Consider the following 19,662-nt stretch of genomic DNA (forward strand, 5'->3'; position numbering starts at 1 on the left):
CCCGCTGATCGGCGGCCCGGTCCTTGCTCACCACGACTCCCCCGCTTCCCCCGCGGCTCCGCCCCGGCCGGAACCGGGGCGGGCCGTCGTAGCGCGAACGCTGGTCACGCCGTGGGCAGCGCGGCGAGCTGGGCCTGGAGCCGAGTCAGATCGGACTCGGCGGCGGCCAGCCGCTCCCGCACCTTCACCACGACGGCGTCCGGTGCTTTGGCCAGGAACGCCTCGTTGCCGAGCTTCCCGGCGTTCTGCGCGCGCTCCTTCTCGGCCGCGGCCAGGTCCTTCTCCAGCCGACGACGCTCGGCCGCGACGTCGATCGTCCCGGAGGTGTCGACCGCCACGTCCACCTGCGCCGAGCCGGCGAACCCACCGATCGACACCGACGCCGACGGCGCGAACTCGTCACCGGGCGGGTCGAGCCGCACGAGCGAGCGGATCAGCGTCGAGTGCGCGGCCAGGCCGGCCGTGTCGAGGCCGTCGAGGCGGGCGGGCACCCGCTGGGTCGGCTTCAGGCCCTGGTCGGAGCGGAATCGGCGGACCTCGGTCACCACCCGCTGCAACGCCTCGATCTCGGCCTCTGCGGCCGGGTCGTGGCGGCTCGGGTCGGCCTTCGGCCACTCCGCGATGACGACCGACTCCTGGCCGGTCAGCGCCGTCCACAGCGCCTCGGTGACGAACGGCGTCACCGGGTGCAGCACGCGCAGCAGCCGGTCGAGCACGTGGCCGAGCACGGCCCGGGTGGTGTCGGCCTGGGCGCCGCCGGCCGCCAGCTCGGGCTTGGCCAGCTCCACGTACCAGTCACAGACCTCGTCCCACGCGAAGTGGTAGAGGATGTCGGTCAGCTTCGCGAACTCGTACCGCTCGTAGAGATCGTCGACCTCGGCGAGCACCGTGTGCAGGCGCGACAGGATCCACCGGTCGGCTGGCGAGAGCTCGCTCGGCAGCTCAGCGCTCGCGTCCGCGCCGTTGAGCAGCGCGAACCGGGTGGCGTTCCAGAGCTTGTTGCAGAAGTTCCGGGCGCCGGCCACCCACTCCTCGCTGGAGGCTTGGTCGGACCCCGGGTTCGCACCGCGCGCCAGCATGAAGCGCAGCGCGTCCGAGCCGTAGGCGTCCATCCAGTCGAGCGGGTCGACGGTGTTGCCCCGCGACTTCGACATCTTCTTGCCGTACTTGTCGCGGACGAGGCCGTGCAGTGCCACCACGTCGAACGGCTGCTTGCCGTCCATCGCGTAGAGGCCGAACAGCATCATCCGGGCGACCCAGAAGAAGATGATGTCGTAGCCGGTCACCAGCACGCTGGTCGGATAGAACTTGCGCAGGTCGGCGGTGTCGTCCGGCCAGCCGAGGGTGGAGAACGGCCAGAGGCCGGACGAGAACCACGTGTCGAGCACGTCCGGGTCCTGCGTCCACTCCCGCCCCGGCGGCTCCTCGTCCGGGCCGACGCAGCGCACCTCGCCGTCCGGCGAGTACCAGACCGGGATCCGGTGACCCCACCAGAGCTGGCGGGAGATGCACCAGTCGTGCATGTTGTCGACCCAGTCGAAGTACCGCTTCGCCAGCTCCGGCGGGTGGATGTTCACCCGGCCGTCGCGCACCGCGTCGCCGGCCTCCTTGGCCAGCGTCTCGACCTTCACGAACCACTGCAGCGACAGTCGCGGCTCGACCACCGTGTCGCACCGCGAGCAGTGCCCCACGGCGTGCACGTACGGACGCTTCTCGGCGACGATCCGCCCGTCCTCGCGGAGCGCGGCCACCACCGCCGGGCGTGCCTCGAACCGGTCCAGTCCGAAGAACGGACCGGAGGCGGTGATGACCGCCCTCTCGTCCATCACCGTGATGTTCGGCAGCCCGTGACGCTGACCGATCTCGAAGTCGTTCGGGTCGTGCGCGGGGGTCACCTTCACCGCGCCGGTGCCGAAGCTCGGGTCGACGTGCTCGTCGGCGATGATCGGGATCCGCCGGTTGGTCAGCGGCAGCTCCACCTCGGTGCCGACGAGGTGCGCGTACCGCTCGTCGTCCGGGTGCACGGCCACCGCGGTGTCACCGAGCATCGTCTCGGCCCGGGTGGTCGCGACGACGATCGCGTTCTCCCCGTCGCCGTACCGGATGCTGATGAGCTCGCCCTCGTCGTCGGAGTGCTCCACCTCGATGTCGGACAGCGCGGTCTGGCACCGCGGGCACCAGTTGATGATGCGCTCGGCACGGTAGATCAGGCCGTCGTCGTAGAGCCGCTTGAAGATCGTCTGGACGGCGCGGGACAGGCCCTCGTCCATCGTGAACCGGGACCGGGACCAGTCGACGCCGTCACCGAGCCGGCGCATCTGGCCGGTGATCTTGCCGCCGGACTCTTCCTTCCACTTCCACACCCGCTCGACGAACGCCTCGCGGCCGAGGTCGTGACGCGACTTGCCCTCGTGTTTGGCCAGTTCCCGCTCGACGACGTTCTGCGTGGCGATGCCCGCGTGGTCCATGCCGGGCAGCCAGAGCACCTCGTAGCCCTGCATGCGGCGGCGCCGGGTCAGCGCGTCCATCAGCGTGTGGTCGAGCGCGTGACCCAGGTGCAGCGTGCCGGTCACGTTGGGTGGCGGGATGACGATCGAGTACGGCGGCCGGTCGCTGGACGAATCCGGAGTGAAGTAGCCCGCCTCGACCCACCGCTCGTAGAGCGGCCCCTCTACCTCCGCAGGCGTGTACTTGGTCGACAGCTCGGTCGACGGCGTCAGCGGTGCCTGGGTATCGGGCTCAGTGGTCACGCCTGAATCCTAGTTCGGAGCGCGATCGGGTTTGCGTCCCGGGCGGCGCGGTCGTTCGCCACGGAGGGTCCGGCGTGGCAGGGTGAAGGGGACGACCCAATTCCGCATCAGGGCGGCGGGTGGGGGGTGTAGGGACGGTGGACTTCGTCGACCCGATGTGGGGACCGTTCATCGGCCTCCTCGTACTGGTCGCGGTCGTCGCGGCGGCGGTGCGCCTCCGGGGTCCCGGCTCGCTGCCGATGCGCCGCGCGATGATCACGGTCGGCGGCGGAATCGTCGCGGTGGTCCTGATCGGGGTCGCGGCCGAGGGCTGCTCGGGCTCCGCCGACCGCACGCCGGGCAACGCGGTCGTCCAGCCCTGACCGCGGAAACCCGGTGCGCGCGAGCGCGCGGCGCACCAGGATTCCAGGGTGCGTTGTGAACTGCTCCGCGGGTCGATCGGCCTGTCCGCCTTCGTTCCCGCTGCCGCCGCCTGGTTGACCCGCGATCCGGTACGCCACAACCACCTCGCGACCGTCGTCAGCCAGAGAGCCGACGGCGAACTCCCCACCGAGCCAGACGCGGTCTGGGCGCTGCTCCGTGAGCGGGCAGGCGCGCCACCCGAGTGGGTCGCGACCTGGACGCCCCCGCACCTGCTCCTCGTCCCCGAACTCGACGACGCGGCCGCGACCGCCCTCGTCGACGCGCTGATCGAGGCCGGTGACACGCCGCCGGGCGTCACCGGGATGTCGCCGGGCCCGTCGGCGGTGGCCCGGATCTGGGCCGCGCGGACCGGCGCGGTGATCCGGCCGGGCATGGCCACAAAACTCCTGGTGCTCGACGCGCTGCGGCCGCCCACCGACGTCCCCGGCCGGCTGATCAAGGCGGATTGGACCTACCGCACCTGGCTGATCCGCGCCGTCCTCGGGTTCGAGCGGGACACCCCGAGCGACGAACCGGCCGAGTTCACCGAGCAGGACGCCGTCCGCACCGTCGACCAGCTGCTCAGCGCGCGCCTGGCCTGGCTCTGGGAGGTTCGCGGCGAGCCGGTGACGCTGCTGGTCAACCGCCCGCCCGCCACCGGCGTCTACCGGATCAGCATGGTCTACACGCCCCCCGAGCAGCGTCGGCGCGGGTACGCGGCGGCCGCGACCGCCGAGCTCAGCCAGCACCTGCTGGACATCGGCGCCCGCGGTGTCCTGCTGTTCACCGACGCGGCGAACCCGACCAGCAACGGCGTCTACGAGCGGATCGGCTACCGTCCGGTCGCGACCGGCGAGACCTGGCTCTTTGCGCTGTAGTTACGCAGCACGGCGTCCTGATCGGGCAGGCGCCGGTTGGCGAGGCTCGGCAACTCGGCGCGCACCGACTCGACCCGGTCGAGGTCGAGGTCGGCGATGACGACGCCAGGAACGTCCGGTGCCTGGGCGACGACCGTGCCCCAGGGGTCGATGACCATGCTGCGGCCGAAGCAGGTGCGGTCCGGCTCGTGGTCACCGATCTGGCCGGCGGCGACGACGTAACACTGGTTCTCGATCGCCCGGGCGCGCAGCAGGACCTCCCAGTGGTCCCGGCCGGTGTGGGCCATGAACGCCGCCGGGACCACCAGCACCCGCGCACCGGCCACCGCCAGCGCGCGGTACAGCTCGGGGAACCGCAGGTCGTAGCAGATCGAGAGTCCCACGGGGACACCCTCGACGTCGGCGACGACCAGCTCGCTGCCCGGCGCGATCGTCTTCGACTCGTGGTACGAGACGCGGCCGGGGATCTCCACGTCGTACAGGTGGATCTTGCGGTAGGCGGCCACCCGCTCACCGGACCGGTCGAACACCAGGCTGGTGTTGTAGGCACGCTCACCGTCCTCGGCGCGCTCCCGGAACGAACCGGCGAGCACCCAGAGGTTCAGGTCCCGGGCGGCGTCCGCGAAGAACGTGGCGAACTCGCCGTCGACCGGCTCCGGTTCCGGTTCACCGCGACGACGTCCGAGGTAGTCGACGAACTCCGGGAGCACCGCGAAATCGGCGCCCGCCGCCGCGGCTCGTTCCAGCAGACGCCGCGCTTCGGCGAGGTTCGCCGCCCGATCGTCCCGCGTGTTGAGTTGGCACACCGCTACCCGCATGGCTCTTTCCTATCCGGTCGCGGCGAGCAGGGCCAGTGCGGTACCGGCCAGACCGAGGCCGAGCAGCTGCCAGCCGCGTACCCGCTCGTGATCGAGGACGAGCGCCAGCACGACCGTGCTCGCCGGGTACAGCGACGCCAGCGGGGCGACGAGCGCGAGCTGCCCGCTGTTGTTCGCCACCACGTACAGGACGTTCGCGATCGTGTCGAAGGCACCGGCCGCCAGCGCGTACGGGACCGCGCTGCGCGCCACCGTGAACGGACGGCGGCGCGCCACGCTGACCACGACGAGCGCGACCAGGGCCGCCAACTGCGCCGCGACCAGCGGCCACTGACCGGCCTCCGACGACGCCCGGTCGAGCAGGATGAAGAACAGCCCGAACGCCACCCCGGAGACCAGCGCGAGCGTGATCAGCCGGGTAGAGAGCACCAGCCGTCCGCCGCCGGCGCTCACCAGCGTGATCGCGGTGATCGCGGCCCCGATGCCGAGCAGCGGCAGCAGGCCCGGCGAGCCGTCGACCGCGATGCCGACGATCACCGGCAGCACCGCGGCCGCAGCGGCGGTGACCGGCGCGACGACCGCCATCGCTCCGGCGGCCATCGCCTCGTAGAACAGCACGACTCCCCCGACGCCGGCCAGCCCGGCGAGCATCGCCCAGCCGAGGTCGGCCGCGTCCGGCGCGCGTTCCGCGCCCAGCAACACCGCGAGGACGAGGAGCAGCGGCAACGCGGTGAGCTTGGCGAGCAGCGTCACCGCGAGTACCGGTGCGCGCTTGCCCGCCGTACCACCGCAGTAGTCGCCGAGGCCGTAGACCAGTGCGGACCCGGCAGCGAGCAGTGCCGGGATCAACGCGGGCTCCTGGCGGTAGCGTTCAGCACGACGTTCATGCCCTCGTTGTATCACTAGACTGACCGAAGGGGCCAATATATTGACCGGACCTCGCGATGACGCGCGCCCCGCGATCGCCACGCTGGTCGGCGAGCGGGTCCGTAGCCTGCGCACGTCCCGGCACTGGTCTCTGGACGAGTTGGCCGGCCGGTCGGGCGTCAGCAAGGGCATGGTCGTGCAGATCGAGGCCGGGCGGACGAACCCGAGCATCGGAACCCTGGTCCGGATCGCGGACGCGTTCGGCGTGACGATCGCGCGGCTGGTCGAGGACCAGCGTCCGCCGGAGATCCGGGTCAACGGCCCGGCGGAGTACAGCGTGCTCTGGCAGGGCCCGGCCGGAGGACGCGCCACGCTCTTCGGCGGCATCGACGAGCCGGAGTTCGTCGAGTTCTGGGAGTGGGTGCTCGAGCCGGGCGAGGAGCAGGTCTCCGACGACCACGCGATCGGCACCCGGGAGATGGCGCACGTGCTGACCGGGAGCCTGACGCTGCGGGTCGGTTCCGTCGAGGTCCGCGTCGGCGCCGGTCAGACCGCGCTGTACCCGGGCGACGTCCCGCACGTCTACCGCAACGACGGCGCCGAGCAGACTCGCGTCCACATGGTCGTCACGATGCCTCCCGGCGAGTTCGACCGGCGAGCTCACCGACGCTAAGTCCCCTCCAGGCCAGCACCCCGCAGAGGCCGAACCCGACCGCGTTGAGGACGCCGTGGGTCGCGGCCATCCAGGTCAGGCTCAGCTTCGGGACGCCGAACGCCTCGCCGAGCGCCCAGTCCAGCGCCAGCAGCATCGTGACGATCAGCACGACGCTCGAGGTAGCGAGCAGGACCCGGGTGACGCGGTCCGGCGCCGCCGCCCTGGCGCGCCAGGTCAGGCCGCCGACCACCCACATCCCGGCCGTGAGGACCACGGCACCCGCCAGCTCGACGACGTCACCGAGGAAGAACCCGGCGAGCACCAGCGCGGTGCCCGCCGGAACGGTCAGCGCACCGAACGCCGCTGCGCGTCCGCTGTTCGGCAAGCCGCAGACCAGGCTCGCCACCAGCGCAGCGGCGAAGCCCGCGTAGTGGAAGTGCGCCACGGTGAGCAGCAGGATCTTCGGGCCGAACCCCAGCAACGCCCATCCGCCCCGTTCGGCGACCAGCGAGAGCCCGGCGATCGAGGGCGCGACCAACGCGGTCAGCACCGCGACCTCCCGCGTGACCGCGGCCAGGCCCCACGCGCCCGGCACCCCGAGCGGAACCCCCGCCGCAGCCGGCGTCCCGAGTGGCACCCCCGCCGCGGCCGACGCCCCGAGCGGCACCCCCAGGAGCGCACCCGCCCTCGCCGCGGTCGGCCGCAGCGCACCGGCCACTCGCGCGAAGCGGGCTGCGGCGGCGCCCGCGAGCGCGACCGTCACCGCCGCGTAGGGAACGGCGACCGCTGCTGCTCCCACCCCCGTGGGGAGCAGCAGCGCGACGACCCCGATCACCCCGGCCCACGGCCAGACTCGGCGAAGTACGCCCACGCCCGGAGCGTGGAGCAGCCACAACCCGAGCGGAACCACCAGGAGCATCCCCAGCGCGATCGCCGGGACCACGACCCATCGCATCGCCGACCTCCAGACTTGAGCGTCTGCTCAAGTCTAGACCGGATTTGAGCGACCGCTCAACTCCGAACGAATGTGCTCCCGGTCCACCGGTACGGCACCCAGCCCGCGTCGCCGGAGTTGATCGGATTCTGATTCACCATCAACATGCCGGTGCCGTGCTCTCCCGCCACGATCGTGTACTCCGGCCCGGTGGTCTGCGGATTCTCCCCGGGCACGACTCCGAGGAGGCGCGGACCGCCCTTCTCGTTCTCGGTGTAGACGACGACCGCCGGGAAGTCCTCGTTGCCGGCTCGGCTCATCGGGGCGCTGCCCGCGCAGCTGACCACCACGACCGCCTCGGCGATGTTGTCGCCGGTCAGATCGGCGTACACCGGGGTCCGGCCGTACGGCAGCATCCGGTAGATCAAGCCGCCGTACTCCGGGTGGTTTCCCCTGGCCTCCCCGCCGGAGAATCGCAGGCGCGGCTCGACGCACGACGCCCAGGTCGGCAAGCTGAGGATCGCGTTCTTCCAGTCGGTCGCCCGCAGCGAGGTGACTTTCCCCGGCGAGGGACGCGTCCCCGATGGTGACGGCGAGGACGACGAAGTCGGCGAGGACGACGAGGACGAGGCCGACGGGGAGCCGCCGGGCGACGGTGTCGCGGCCGACGGAGGAACCGACGTCACCGGCCGCTCGATCGGACGCAGCGTCTGCGGCTCTTCGAACGCGGTGATCGCGGCCCCGGCGGCTGCTCCGACCACCACCGCGGCGGCCGCGAGCGCTACCCACCGGGTACGGCGGCGACGACGTCCGGCCGCTGCCACGGCGTCCGGGCCGGGGCCGGCGAACGACGGCGCCTGGTCCGCCCGGAGGTGCGCGAAGAGCGCCGCCGCGCGGTCGTCGGTGTCAGGCTCGGCCATCGTCGTACCTCCCGTCGAGGACCGTCGCGGCGCTGGTGTCGTCGAGTTGGCCGGCCAGCGCTGCCCGGCCCCGGTGCAGCCAGGACTTCACCGTCCCCACCGCAGCCCCCTCCTGCTCGGCGATCTCGGCGACCGACAGGTCGGCCAGGTGGTGCAGAACGACGGCCCGGCGCTGGTTCTCGGGGAGCGTGGCCAGCGCGGCGACGAGCGTCACGTGCTCGGGGTCGGGCGGTGGAGCGTGCTGTTCGCGCTGCCGGTGCGCGAACGCCAGCGCCGTGCGCGTTCGCCGCCAACGGCTGACCGCCAGCCGCCAGGCCACCTGCCGGACCCAGGCGGCGGGATCCTGGTAGCGGGACACCGTGGCCCAGCGCATCCAGGCCCGGACGAACGCCTCCTGCACCAGGTCCTGCGCTTCCGCCCGGTCGCCGTGATACGCGTAGAGCTGCTTGCACAGGCCGGCGAAGTGCTCGCCGTAGAACCGCCCGAAGTCCCGCCCGTTCTCGGCCACCGTGCCTCCTCCCCGTCGGGAGGTACACGCGCGGCCACCGCGCCGGGTTGCAGCAAACCAAAACGGCCTCCGCCCACGAGGGCGGAGGCCGTTTTGAACGACTGCGTTATGCGCTCTTCTCGCGGCGCTCCCGCTTCGGAACGTCGCGGGGGACGATCGTCGGCAGGACCTTCTCCAGCACCACCTCGCGGCTGATCACCACGCGAGCGACGTCGGGCCGGGACGGGATCTCGTACATCACCGACATCAGCACCTCCTCCATGATCGCGCGGAGGCCGCGGGCACCGGTGCCCCGCAGGATCGCCTGGTCGGCGATCGACTCGAGCGCGTCCCTGGTGAAGTCCAGCTCGACGCCGTCCAGCTCGAACAGCCGCTGGTACTGCTTGACCAGCGCGTTCCGCGGCTCGGTGAGGATCTGCATGAGCGCGCGCCGGTCGAGGTTGCGCACCGTCGTGATGACCGGGAGACGGCCGACGAACTCCGGGATCATCCCGAACTTCAGCAGGTCCTCCGGCATGACGTCGGCGAACACGTCGTCGGTCGTCCGCTCGGACGCGGAGATGATGTTCGCCGCGAAACCGAGGCCGTTCTTGCCGACCCGGTTCTCGATGATCTTCTCCAGCCCGGCGAACGCCCCACCCACGATGAACAGCACGTTCGTGGTGTCGATCTGGATGAACTCCTGGTGGGGGTGCTTGCGGCCGCCCTGCGGCGGGACGCTTGCGGTGGTGCCCTCCAGGATCTTCAGCAGCGCCTGCTGGACGCCCTCGCCGGAGACATCACGCGTGATCGACGGGTTCTCGCTCTTGCGGGCGATCTTGTCGACCTCGTCGATGTAGATGATGCCGGTCTCGGCGCGCTTGACGTCGTAGTCGGCGGCCTGGATGAGCTTCAGCAGGATGTTCTCGACGTCCTCGCCGACGTACCCGGCCTCGGTCAGCGCCGTCGCGTCCGCGATCGCGAACGGAACGTTGAGCAGCTTGGCCAGGGTCTGGGCGAGGTGCGTCTTGCCGCACCCGGTGGGGCCGATCAGCAGGATGTTCGACTTCGCCAGCTCGACCGGCTCGGGCCCGGAGTTCCGGTGACCGGAGTTCTCGGCCTGGATGCGCTTGTAGTGGTTGTAGACCGCTACCGCCAGCGCCTTCTTGGCCGAGTCCTGGCCGACTACGTACTGGTCGAGGAACTCGCAGATCTCGATCGGCTTGGGGAGCTCGTCCCACTTCAGCTCGGAGGACTCGGAGAGCTCCTCCTCGATGATCTCGTTGCACAGGTCGATGCACTCATCACAGATGTACACACCTGGGCCCGCGATGAGCTTCTTCACCTGCTTCTGCGACTTTCCACAGAAAGAGCACTTCAGCAGGTCTCCGCCGTCACCGATCCGTGCCACGAACGACCATCTCCCTGTCCTCGCCGGACCGCCGGCCGACTGACTCCTCGACGGTACATGCTCCGCGCCCTCGCTGACCCCTGGTCGCGAGGGCGCGTCGCCTTGATGAGCTCTTTTCAACCTCCGGCCGGCTCAGAGGCCGAGCGGTCTCGGCAAGAGTCGGTCGAAAAGAACTCACTTCGTCACTCAACCCGCCGCGACCGGAATCTTCTTGCGGCTCTCGAGCACCTGGTCGATGAGGCCGTACTCCTTGGCCTCCGCCGCCGTCAAAATCTTGTCCCGCTCGATGTCCTTGCGGACCTTCTCGATCGGCTGGCCGGAGTGCGAGGAAAGCATTTCTTCCAGCTGCGTACGCATGCGCAAGATCTCACGCGCTTGGATCTCGATGTCCGAGCCCTGGCCGCCGCCCTCGCTGTAGGGCTGGTGGATCAGCACCCGGGCGTTCGGCAGCGCGAGGCGCTTGCCCGGCGTCCCGGCGGCGAGCAGGACGGCAGCGGCGGAGGCCGCCTGACCCATGCACACCGTCTGGATGTCGCAGCGCACGAACCGCATCGTGTCGTAGATCGCGGTCAGCGCCGTGAACGAGCCACCCGGCGAGTTGATGTAGATCCAGATGTCCCGGTCGGGGTCCATCGACTCGAGGCAGAGCAGCTGCGCCATGACGTCGTTCGCGCTGGCGTCGTCGATCTGCACACCGAGGAAGATGATCCGCTCCTCGAACAGCTTGTTGTACGGGTTCATCTCCTTGATCCCGTACGACGTGCGCTCGACGAACGACGGCAGGACGTAGCGGCCCTGCGGGGCGGTATCGCGGTCGTACAACCCGGAACCCGGGAAGTTGGAACTACTCATCGTCAGATTCCTCCGGACGTGAAAGGCGCGTGGAACGGGCGGTCGGTGTGGACCCGCTCAGCGGGAGCCGGTGGTCGCCGCCACGTCGGAAGTCGTCGGGAGCACCGCGTCGATGAGGCCGTATTCCTTGGCCTCGTCGGCGGTGAACCACCGGTCACGGTCGGAGTCCGCCTCGATCTGCTCGACGGTCTGACCGGTGTGGAACGCGATCCGCTCCTGCATCAGCTTCTTCGTGTACAGCATCTGCTCGGCCTGGATCGCGATGTCGCTGGCCGAACCACCGATGCCGCCGGACGGCTGGTGCATCATCACCCGGGTGTGCGGGAGCGCGTACCGCTTGCCGCGGGAGCCGGCGCACAGGATGAACTGGCCCATCGACGCGGCCAGGCCCAGCCCGTACGTCGCCACGTCGTTCGGGATGAACTGCATGGTGTCGTAGATCGCCATGCCGGACGAGACGCTGCCGCCCGGCGAGTTCACGTAGAGCGCGATGTCGCGCGTGGGGTCTTCCGCCGAGAGAAGCAGCAGCTGGGCGCAGATGCGGTTGGCCATCTCGTCGTCGAACTGCTGGCCGAGGAAGATGATGCGCTCCTTGAGGAGCCGGTTGAATACCGAGTCATCGAACCCCATCCCGCTGCCGCTCGGCGCGCGGCCGACGGGTCCTGCCGGTGTGTGCAACTGGGTCACGATGCCTGCCTTCGACTTTTCGAGCACTGAGTCTTTCGATCCAGTGGGGCTTTCGAGCTACTGGCCGACTGGGTTACTACGGACGCGTCCGAGGCCGTACGCCCGACACTAACGCGGCCCCGGGGCCCCTGACGGGGCCTCGGGGGGCTGTTCGCTCTGAGCGCACGACCGGCCGACCGCTAGGTTCAGGCCTGCGCCGCAGCGGCGTCCGCGTCTTCGGTCGCCACGGCCGCCTGCGGCGGGTTGATCTCGTCCTGCAGGGCCTTCAGGTCGACCGGGTTGCCTGCCGCGTCGGAGATCTTCGCGGCGTCGGTGACCAGACCGAGAGCCTTCCCACGACGAAGGTCGGCGACGACGATCGGCAGCTCGCCGTTCTGCACGAGCTGGTCGGCGAACTGCTGCGGGTTGACCCCGGACTGCTGTGCCCGGCGAACCACCTCGCTGGTCAGCTCGCCGTCGTCGATGCCGACCTCCTCGGCGTCGGCGACCGCGTCCAGGACGAGCTGGGAGCGGACGGCCTGCGCGCAGTCCTTCTCCAGCTGCTCGTCGAACTCCTCCTGGGTCTGGCCCTCGTTCTCCAGGTACTGCTCGAGCGTCACGCCGGCGTTCTCCAGCGCGTGGCCGAGCTGGTGGCGGCGGTACTCGATCTCGTCGGCGAGCACCTTCTCCGGCATCGGGACCTCGACGGCCTCGAGCAGCGCCTCGAGCGTCTTGTCACGGGCAGCGACGGCCTGCTCCAGCTTCTTCACCCGGCCGAGGCGGGTGCGGACGTCGTCGCGGAGCTCCTCGAGGGTGTCGAACTCCGAGGCGGTCTGGGCGAACTCGTCGTCCAGCTCCGGGAGCTCCTTCTCCTTGACCGTGCGGATCGTGACCTTGACGTCCGCGTCCTTGCCGGCGTGCTCGCCGCCGGCCAGGGTGGTGGTGAACGCGACCTCGTCGCCGGCCTTGTGACCCTCGATCGCGGCGTCGGTGCCCTCGAGCAGCTGGCCGCTGCCGACCTCGTACGAGACGTTCTCGGCGCTGCCGCCCTCGATGTCCTCGCCGTCGATCGTCGCGTGCAGGTCGAGCTGCACGAAGTCGCCGGTGCGGACCTCGCGCTCGACACCCTTGAGCGTCGAGAAGCGCTGGCGGAGGCTGTCGACCTGGTTGTCGACGTCCTCGTCGTTGACCGCGGCCTCGTCGACCGTGACCTCGAGCGTCGAGAACTCGGGCAGCGTCAGCTCGGGCCGGACGTCGACCTCGGCGGTGAACGCGACCTTCTCACCGTCGGCGAGCTCGGTGACCTCGACCTCGGGGCGGCCGATCACCTTGACGTCGTGCTCGCGCACCGCGGAGGAGTAGTGCGTCGGAATCGCGTTGTTGAGAGTCTCCTCGAGCACAGCCGCCCGGCCGATGCGCTGGTCGATCAGGCGCGGCGGAACCTTGCCCTTCCGGAAGCCCGGAATCGAGATCTGGTTCGCGATCGAACGGTAAGCCTCGTCGAGGTTGGGCTTCAGCTCCTCGAAGGGCACCTCGACGGCGAGCCGCACCCTCGTCGGGCTCAGGGTCTCGACGGTGCTCTTCACGTGTGTGCTCCTCAACGCTGCAGGTGTAGTTAAGTGTTCAATCTCTGTGGGTTCGCCGAGGCGGAACCGCCCGGGATCGTGGCAGCAGAAGATCGCCGACGATCGACACGGGGCACCACCAGGTAGACGCGCACGCGGGCATACCGCAGGATTGACTCTACGCAGTCTATGCGACCGCGTAATGACGGCCGCACCCCAGACTCCTACCCCGGTTCACGCGCCCGCCAACCCCCGATGAGGCTCAGCCCGACGCGAGGCGGGCCGCGTGGCGGTCGGGCCGGATCGCGGTCGCGGCCAGCGCCGCGCCGACGAGCAGCAGCACGGCTGCCAGGTCGAGTGCGGCGGTGAAGCCGACGCTCTCGCTGGACGCGAGGTCGACGATCAGCCCGCTGACGAACGGCGACGCCACGCTGCCGGTGGTCACGAACGCGTGCGCGGTGGCGAGGACGGCGGCGCGCTGCGCGGGCGGTGAGATCTCGGCCATCGCCGCGTTCGCCAGCGGGGTGAGCGCGGGCCCGGCCGAGAACCCGATCGCCATCGCGGCCAGCAGCGGCCAACCCGCACCGACCCGGCTCATCGCGAACAGCGCGATCCCGCCGGCGACCAGCGCGACCGCGGGCACCACCCCGTACGCGACGTGACGGCTCGCGCCGCGGCGCAGCAGCCGGTCGGTGACCAGGCCGGCGGTGAGGATCGAGACGATCGAGCCGATGCTCGGCAGGCCGACCAGCAGGCTCACCGTCTGCGGCGAGTAACCGGCCTGCTCCTCGAGGTAGGTCGGCAGCCAGGTGAGCGCGAGGCCGAGCATCCAGGAGACCGTGAAGCCGGCCAGGACCGCGCCCCACCAGGTGCCCTGGGCGAAGACGCGGCGGTAGGGGAGGCGCTCCGGCAGCGTGGCCGCGGGTTCACCCTGGGTTCGGCCCGGGGTTTCGCCCGCTGGTGGTGCCGTTTCGGGCGGGAGCGCGCCCGAAGCGGGGTCGGGTGCGTCGCCGGCGGCCTTTCCGGGTGTGCGGCGTGAGCCGGTCGGAAGAGCGTTGCCTGCGGTGGTGCCGGGAGCGGCGTAAAAATGTGGTCCGGCGCCACCGAGGGCGAGCCACGCGACCGCCCAGACCAGCCCGAGCGCGCCGAGGATCCCGAAGGGAGCCCGCCACCCCCAGGCCTGGATCGCGAGCATGAGCAGCGGGGCGCCGACGATGATGCCGGCGCCACCGCCGACCGCGAGCAGCGCCGCGGCGAGCGCGCGGCTGCGGACCGGGACCCAGGTGAACGCGGTGTGCGAGGCGAGCGGGAGCGCGGGGCCCTCGCCCGCGCCGAGCAGGATCCGGGTGCCGACCAGCCCGGCGAAACCGACCACCGGCAGCAGCACCGGGAGCTGGGCGACCGACCAGACCAGCGCCAGCCCCGCCAGGAGCCAGCGCGGTGAGATCCGGTTGCCCAGCAGTCCGACGGCGATCGCGGTGAAGCAGAACAGGAGCGAGAAACTGCTCCCGATCAGCCCGAACTGGGCGTTCGTGAGGCCGAGATCCTCCATCATCGGCGTGCCGACGAGGCCGAGGATCGCCTTGTCGCCGAACGCCAGCATGATGAAGAGGGCCAGGAGGAACACGATCAGCCGCGACCGGGGCGGCCAGGGCTCGCGCCCGACGGGAAGAACGGTCTCGCCGGCTCGCGCGGACGTCACCATGGTGGGGAGCTCCCTTCCCTGGCACTCGATCACGCCACCGTACGGTGTCAAGGATTCGGATATGGGCGTTTTTCTACTGTGGAAGCATTAGTCGCCTAAGTTCGCGGCCGAGGAGGCTTCCGATCGTTCCGCCGACCCCGGTGCACCGCCCGCGCCCGTACGCGCTCCCGCTGGCGTCGAGCCCTCGGCTCGCCGTGGTCACCCCGGACACGGTGACGGCGTTCTGGGCGAGCGTCGAGACGACGCCGCTGGTCGAACCGGACGGCGAGGAGTACCTGGTGACATGGCTCTGGCGCGACGCCGAAGCGGCCGACGTCGTCCTGCACCTGAACAAGATGACCGACTACCACGACCTGCGGCAGAGTCGGTTCCGGCGGCTCGAGGACACCGACCTGTGGCACCTGACCTACCGGTTGCCCGGCACGTACCGCGGCAGCTACCGGATCGGTCCGCTCGCCTCGCGAGTGGCGCCACCCTCGGTGCCGCCGGACAAGACCGCGTGGCGTCGGTTGCGCGAGGACGCGGTCGCCGATCCGCGCAACCCGGTCGGGCTTCCGGACGGCACGTCGGTCGTCGAGCTGCCGGACGCTCCGCCCCAGCCGTGGCTGGCGGGCGTTCCGGTGCTGACGTCGCACCAGGTCGGAGGCCGACGCGTGTGGGTGCGGGCGGACGCCGGGGTTGATCTGCCGGTCGTGGTGCTGCTCGACGGCGACGTCTGGGCCGGCGACGGTGTCATCGGCGGGACGCTGGACGCGCTCGTGGCCGCCGGCCGGATCCCGCCGCACGTCGCGCTGTTCGTGGACTCGGGCTCGACCCGGGTGCACGATCTGGCGTGTTCCCCGGAGTTCCTCGGTTTCCTCACCGGCGAGCTGCTGCCCTGGGCCGCGGAGCGGTGGCCGGTCACCGCCGATCCGGCCCGCACCGTCCTGGCCGGACAGAGCATGGGCGGCCTGACCGCTGCCTACGGCGGGTTGTACGCGGCCGACCGGTTCGGCGCGGTGCTGGCGCAGTCCGGGTCGTGGTGGTTCCCCGGCGGGCGGCCCGAGGACGTTCCGGAGAACTGGCTGACCGGCGAGTACGCCCGCCGTCCGCGGACCGCGACGCGCTACTGGCTGGAGGTCGGCCGCCGCGAGTGGGACCTGATCGAGCAGGCACGCCGCTTCCGCGACGTGCTGCTCGCGAAGGGGTACGACGTGACCCACCGCGAATACGACGGCGGTCACGACCTCGCGTGCTGGCGCGGCGGCCTCGCCGACGGCCTGATCGTCCTGCTGGGGGACGCCTGACCGAGGCTGCTCGGCCTAGGTGACGTCGCGGCGGACACCCGCGCGCAGGCCGATCGCGGCGAACAGCACGGCCCAGCCGACGAGGACGAGCGCGGCGCCCCACTGCGGGAGCCCGTCGCGGACCGCGGCCGGGATCCGCCCCACGGCGGTGCCTGCGGCGAACGGTAACCACCGGCCGAGATCACTGCCGAGGAGCTGGCCGACCACACCTTCGGCGAGCGCTATCCAGGCGAGTGCGGCCGCGACCGCGGCGGCCAGGTTGCGGATCAGCGCACCGAGCCCGACGCCGATCGCGGCGAAGGCAGCGTTCCAGACGACGCCGCCGGCGAGCGTGCGCCAGAGTTCGGCGTTCGACCAGTCGGCACCGGTGCCGTCGGCGGTGCGCCACGCCAGGATCGTCAGCAGCGCGGTGGCCGCGCCGACGAGCCCGAACCCGAGACCGGCGACCACGTGGACGACGAGCTTGGCGACGAACACCCGCGCGCGCCGGGGCACCGCGAGGTAGGTGTCGGTGATCGTCCGGTGCCGATACTCGCCCGCGACCGCCAGAATGCCGAGCACCAGCGTGAACAGTGCGGTGAGCCCGAGGTGGGCGGCGGCGCCGACCTCGATCTCGGCCGCTGACCGGCCGGAGCCGTCCTGGTTGCTGAACCGCCCGGCGGCGCCGACGAGGACGATCGCCTGCGCGGCGGCGAGCAGCAGCCAGGTGCTGCGGACCGTGCGGAGCTTGAGCCATTCGGCGGCCGGCATCAGCGTGCTCCGGTCAGGCGAAGGAACGCGGCTTCCAGGCCGCCGTCACCCTCGGCGAGCTCGGGCAGGGAACCGTCGAAGCGGAGCGCGCCCTCGTGTACGACGACGACGTGATCGACGGTCTGGGCGACCTCCGAGAGCACGTGGCTCGAGATCAGCACCGTGCGTCCGTCGTCGGCCAGCGCCCGGAGCAGCGCCCGCAGCCAGGCCATCCCGGCCGGGTCGAGGCCGTTGGCCGGTTCGTCGAGCACCAGCACCGCCGGGTCGCCGAGTAGGGAGGTGGCCAGGCCGAGCCGCTGGCGCATGCCGAGGGAGTAACCACCGACCCGTCGGCCGGCGGCGTCGGTCAGTCCGACCTCCTCCAGCACGACGTCGATCCGCCCGGCGCCGACACCCGCGAGGCGCGCGGCGATGCGCAGGTGCTCACGGGCCCGCCGTCCGGGGTGGAAGCCGGTCGCCTCGAGCACCGCGCCGACCGTGCGCTGCGGCGCCGCCAGCTGCTCGTACCGCTGACCGTCGAGAAGCGCCTCGCCGGTCGTCGGACGGACCAGTCCGAGCAGCATCCGCAACGTCGTGGTCTTGCCTGCGCCGTTCGGCCCGAGAAACGCGGTGATCTGCCCGGACGGCACGTCGAACGAGAGGTCGCGAACCGCGGCCACCCGGCCGTAGTTCTTCCCCAGCTGTCGTACAACGATCTCGGTCATCAGCCCACGATGGGCGCCGAGGGCGCGCGCGGGCGTCGCCCGGCTGCGGGATTTCCCGGCTACCGCCACCGCGGTAGCCCGGCTACTCCGGTCAGGCGATGACCCGGGCCTCCTGAGCCACCTACGGTGGCTTCATGGGTCTGCTCGGCCACGTGCGCGCATCGGTGCGCGATCACCCCCATGCGGACGTCGCTGTGGCCGGCGTGGTGTTCGCGGTGACGCTGGTGACGACGTTCGCCGCGCCCGGTGGTCAGCCGATCGACGCGGTGGCGCTGCTCACGGTCGCGGTGGCCAGCGGCGCACTGGCCGGACGGCGTCGCGCGCCGGTCACCGTTCTGCTGGTGAGCGCGGTGGCCGCGGAGGTGTACCTGGTGCACTTCGGCGGGCTGCAGGGATCGCTGGTGCTCGCGGCGCCGCTGATCGCGCTGTACACGGTCGCCGAACTCACGACCCGGCGGCGCGCGGTCGTCATCGGCGTCAGCGTCGTGCTGCTGTTCGGCGCGCTGCACATCGTCGTCAAACCGGCGTCCTGGATCGGCGCGGACAACGTCGCGCTGGCCGCCCTCGGCGGCCTGGCCATCGCGGCCGGGCATGCCGCCCGCACGCGCCGGGCGTACCTCGCCGAGGTCGAGGCCCGCGCGCTCGACGCGGAAGCCGGACGTGACGCGGAGGCCGCACGACGGGTCACCGAGGAGCGCCTCCGCATCGCCCGGGATCTGCACGATCGGCTCGGTCACCAGCTCACGTTGATCTACGTGCAGGCCGGGCTCGCGGCGCACGTCCTGCCCGATCCGCCGCCGCAGGCCGCCGACGCGCTCGCCCACATCCGGTCGGCCAGCAAGACCGCGCTGAGCGAACTCGGTGACACGATCGGGCTGTTGCGCCGCCCCGACGAGCCGGCCGCACCCGTCGACCCGGACGCCGCCCTGGCTCGTCTCGCTGATCTGCTCGGCACGTTCCGCCGCGCCGGGCTGGACATCACCGAGCACGTCGACGGGCTGGCGCGGCCGTTACCCGCCGCCGCCGACGCCGTCGCCTATCGCGTCGTCCAGGAAGCGCTGGTCAACGTTCGCAAACATGCGGGCGCGACGAGCGTCCACCTGAAAGTGAGCTACCACCCGGACGCGGTGCGGATCGTCGTCGAGAACACCGAACCGGCCGTGCGGCCGGAGCCCGCGCCACCCGGCGGACACGGCCTCACCGGCCTGGACGAACGCATCCGGGTGCTGGGCGGCAGCCTTCGCACCGGGCCACGGCCCGACGGCGGGTTCCGGGTCAGCGCCGTCCTACCCCTCACCACCGCACGCCTGGCCGGGACTCGATGACGATTCGGGTCGTCCTCGCCGACGACCAGCCGCTCGTGCGGGGCGCGTTCGCGCTGTTCGTCGGTTCGGCGCCCGACCTCACGGTGGTCGGCGAGGCCGCCACCGGCCGGGAGGCCGTCGACCTCGCCCGATCGACCGGCGCCGACGTCGTCGTCATGGACATCCGCATGCCCGACCTCGACGGTCTCACCGCGACCCGGCTGATCACCGCCGACGAAACCCTGGCCGGGGTGCGGGTGCTGATACTGACCACGTTCGAGGTGGACGAGTACGTGTTCGAAGCGCTCCGCTCCGGCGCCGGTGGTTTCCTCGGCAAGAACGCCGACGTGGACGAGTTGCTCGACGCGATCCGCACGGTCCACCGCGGCGACGCCCTGCTCTCCCCCGCGGCCACGCAGGCGCTGATCGCCCGGTTTCTCCGCCAGCCCGATCAGCCCGCCGCGTGCACGGACGGGCGCCTGGCCACGCTCACCGACCGCGAGCGGGAGGTGCTCACGCTGGTGGCGACCGGATTGTCCAACGACGACATCGCCGACCACCTCGTCGTCAGCCCGCACACGGTCAAGACCCACGTCAACCGGGCGATGGCGAAGCTCGGAGCTCATGACCGGGCTCAGTTGGTGATCCTCGCGTACGAGAGCGGCCTCGTTCGGCCCGGCTGCTGACGGGTTCCTTCGCCGGACGACC

18 protein-coding genes and 1 pseudogene are annotated in these 19,662 nt (G+C 71.2%); 6 read left to right on the forward strand and 13 right to left on the reverse strand.

Features of this window, described 5'->3' with window-relative positions:
- Positions 1-104: 104 nt before the first annotated feature.
- Positions 105-2,750 carry a valine--tRNA ligase gene (locus BUB75_RS15665; protein ID WP_084741225.1) on the reverse strand — a complete coding sequence of 882 codons (2,646 nt, stop codon included), beginning with the start codon at positions 2,748-2,750 and terminating at the stop codon, positions 105-107.
- Between the two features lie 137 nt (positions 2,751-2,887).
- On the opposite strand from BUB75_RS15665, the gene BUB75_RS15670 reads away from it, so the two are divergent.
- Together BUB75_RS15670 and BUB75_RS47130 are read left to right on the forward strand one after the other, a co-directional pair.
- Entirely contained in the window at positions 2,888-3,112 is a 225-nt protein-coding gene (locus BUB75_RS15670; RefSeq protein WP_073257776.1) for a hypothetical protein, read from the forward strand.
- Positions 3,113-3,160: 48 nt separating this feature from the next.
- Entirely contained in the window at positions 3,161-4,030 is an 870-nt protein-coding gene (locus tag BUB75_RS47130) for a GNAT family N-acetyltransferase (RefSeq protein WP_073257777.1), read from the forward strand.
- 26 nt (positions 4,031-4,056) lie between these two features.
- Here the strand turns inward: BUB75_RS47130 and BUB75_RS15680 are convergent.
- A pseudogene (locus tag BUB75_RS15680) lies at positions 4,057-4,848 on the reverse strand (carbon-nitrogen hydrolase family protein); the annotation flags it as partial.
- A 9-nt stretch (positions 4,849-4,857) separates the two neighbouring features.
- Positions 4,858-5,697: an EamA family transporter gene (locus BUB75_RS45185; RefSeq protein ID WP_073257779.1), complete on the reverse strand. Its 840-nt coding sequence runs from the start codon at positions 5,695-5,697 to the stop codon at positions 4,858-4,860.
- A 79-nt stretch (positions 5,698-5,776) separates the two neighbouring features.
- On the opposite strand from BUB75_RS45185, the gene BUB75_RS15690 reads away from it, so the two are divergent.
- Positions 5,777-6,388, forward strand: coding sequence for a helix-turn-helix domain-containing protein (locus BUB75_RS15690; protein ID WP_073257780.1), 612 nt, complete (start codon positions 5,777-5,779; stop codon positions 6,386-6,388).
- Here the strand turns inward: BUB75_RS15690 and BUB75_RS15695 are convergent.
- From BUB75_RS15695 to BUB75_RS15730, 8 genes are all read right to left on the reverse strand, one after another.
- On the reverse strand, positions 6,342-7,325 hold the full coding sequence (locus BUB75_RS15695) for a YndJ family transporter (protein WP_073257782.1): 984 nt from the start codon (positions 7,323-7,325) through the stop codon (positions 6,342-6,344). The genes BUB75_RS15690 and BUB75_RS15695 overlap by 47 nt on opposite strands.
- 56 nt (positions 7,326-7,381) lie before the next feature.
- Complete coding sequence (locus BUB75_RS15700; protein WP_073257783.1) at positions 7,382-8,224, reverse strand: hypothetical protein; 843 nt, start codon at positions 8,222-8,224, stop codon at positions 7,382-7,384.
- Positions 8,211-8,732, reverse strand: a complete 522-nt coding sequence (locus BUB75_RS15705) for a SigE family RNA polymerase sigma factor (RefSeq protein ID WP_073257785.1) — start codon at positions 8,730-8,732, stop codon at positions 8,211-8,213. Before BUB75_RS15705 ends, BUB75_RS15700 begins: the two co-directional genes overlap by 14 nt.
- 106 nt (positions 8,733-8,838) lie before the next feature.
- Positions 8,839-10,122 carry an ATP-dependent Clp protease ATP-binding subunit ClpX gene (clpX, locus tag BUB75_RS15710; protein WP_073257788.1) on the reverse strand — a complete coding sequence of 428 codons (1,284 nt, stop codon included), beginning with the start codon at positions 10,120-10,122 and terminating at the stop codon, positions 8,839-8,841.
- 186 nt (positions 10,123-10,308) lie between these two features.
- Positions 10,309-10,974, reverse strand: coding sequence for an ATP-dependent Clp protease proteolytic subunit (locus BUB75_RS15715; RefSeq protein WP_073257790.1), 666 nt, complete (start codon positions 10,972-10,974; stop codon positions 10,309-10,311).
- 57 nt (positions 10,975-11,031) lie between these two features.
- The gene (locus BUB75_RS15720) at positions 11,032-11,661 is read right to left on the reverse strand and encodes an ATP-dependent Clp protease proteolytic subunit (protein WP_073258443.1); all 630 of its coding nucleotides are present in this window, start codon (positions 11,659-11,661) and stop codon (positions 11,032-11,034) included.
- A gap of 185 nt (positions 11,662-11,846) precedes the next feature.
- A complete protein-coding gene (gene tig, locus BUB75_RS15725) occupies positions 11,847-13,226 on the reverse strand; it encodes a trigger factor (RefSeq protein WP_073257792.1) in 1,380 nt (459 codons plus the stop codon).
- Positions 13,227-13,467: 241 nt separating this feature from the next.
- Entirely contained in the window at positions 13,468-14,910 is a 1,443-nt protein-coding gene (locus tag BUB75_RS15730; RefSeq protein WP_073257794.1) for an MFS transporter, read from the reverse strand.
- A 140-nt stretch (positions 14,911-15,050) separates the two neighbouring features.
- Between BUB75_RS15730 and fes the strand changes: the two genes are divergently transcribed.
- On the forward strand, positions 15,051-16,196 hold the full coding sequence (gene fes / locus BUB75_RS15735) for an enterochelin esterase (protein ID WP_218617541.1): 1,146 nt from the start codon (positions 15,051-15,053) through the stop codon (positions 16,194-16,196).
- Between the two features lie 15 nt (positions 16,197-16,211).
- Here fes and BUB75_RS15740 read toward each other — a convergent pair whose 3' ends face one another.
- Together BUB75_RS15740 and BUB75_RS15745 are read right to left on the reverse strand one after the other, a co-directional pair.
- Positions 16,212-16,946: an ABC transporter permease gene (locus tag BUB75_RS15740; RefSeq protein WP_073257796.1), complete on the reverse strand. Its 735-nt coding sequence runs from the start codon at positions 16,944-16,946 to the stop codon at positions 16,212-16,214.
- Complete coding sequence (locus tag BUB75_RS15745; protein WP_073257798.1) at positions 16,946-17,650, reverse strand: ABC transporter ATP-binding protein; 705 nt, start codon at positions 17,648-17,650, stop codon at positions 16,946-16,948. The genes BUB75_RS15740 and BUB75_RS15745 overlap by 1 nt, the downstream gene beginning before the upstream one ends.
- A gap of 134 nt (positions 17,651-17,784) precedes the next feature.
- Between BUB75_RS15745 and BUB75_RS15750 the strand changes: the two genes are divergently transcribed.
- Together BUB75_RS15750 and BUB75_RS15755 are read left to right on the forward strand one after the other, a co-directional pair.
- Positions 17,785-18,975: a sensor histidine kinase gene (locus BUB75_RS15750; RefSeq protein ID WP_073257800.1), complete on the forward strand. Its 1,191-nt coding sequence runs from the start codon at positions 17,785-17,787 to the stop codon at positions 18,973-18,975.
- Entirely contained in the window at positions 18,972-19,640 is a 669-nt protein-coding gene (locus BUB75_RS15755) for a response regulator transcription factor (RefSeq protein ID WP_073257802.1), read from the forward strand. The genes BUB75_RS15750 and BUB75_RS15755 overlap by 4 nt, the downstream gene beginning before the upstream one ends.
- Positions 19,641-19,662 lie beyond the last annotated feature (22 nt).

Origin of the sequence: Cryptosporangium aurantiacum, from assembly GCF_900143005.1 — a bacterium.
GTDB classification, from domain to species: Bacteria; Actinomycetota; Actinomycetes; order Mycobacteriales; family Cryptosporangiaceae; genus Cryptosporangium; species Cryptosporangium aurantiacum.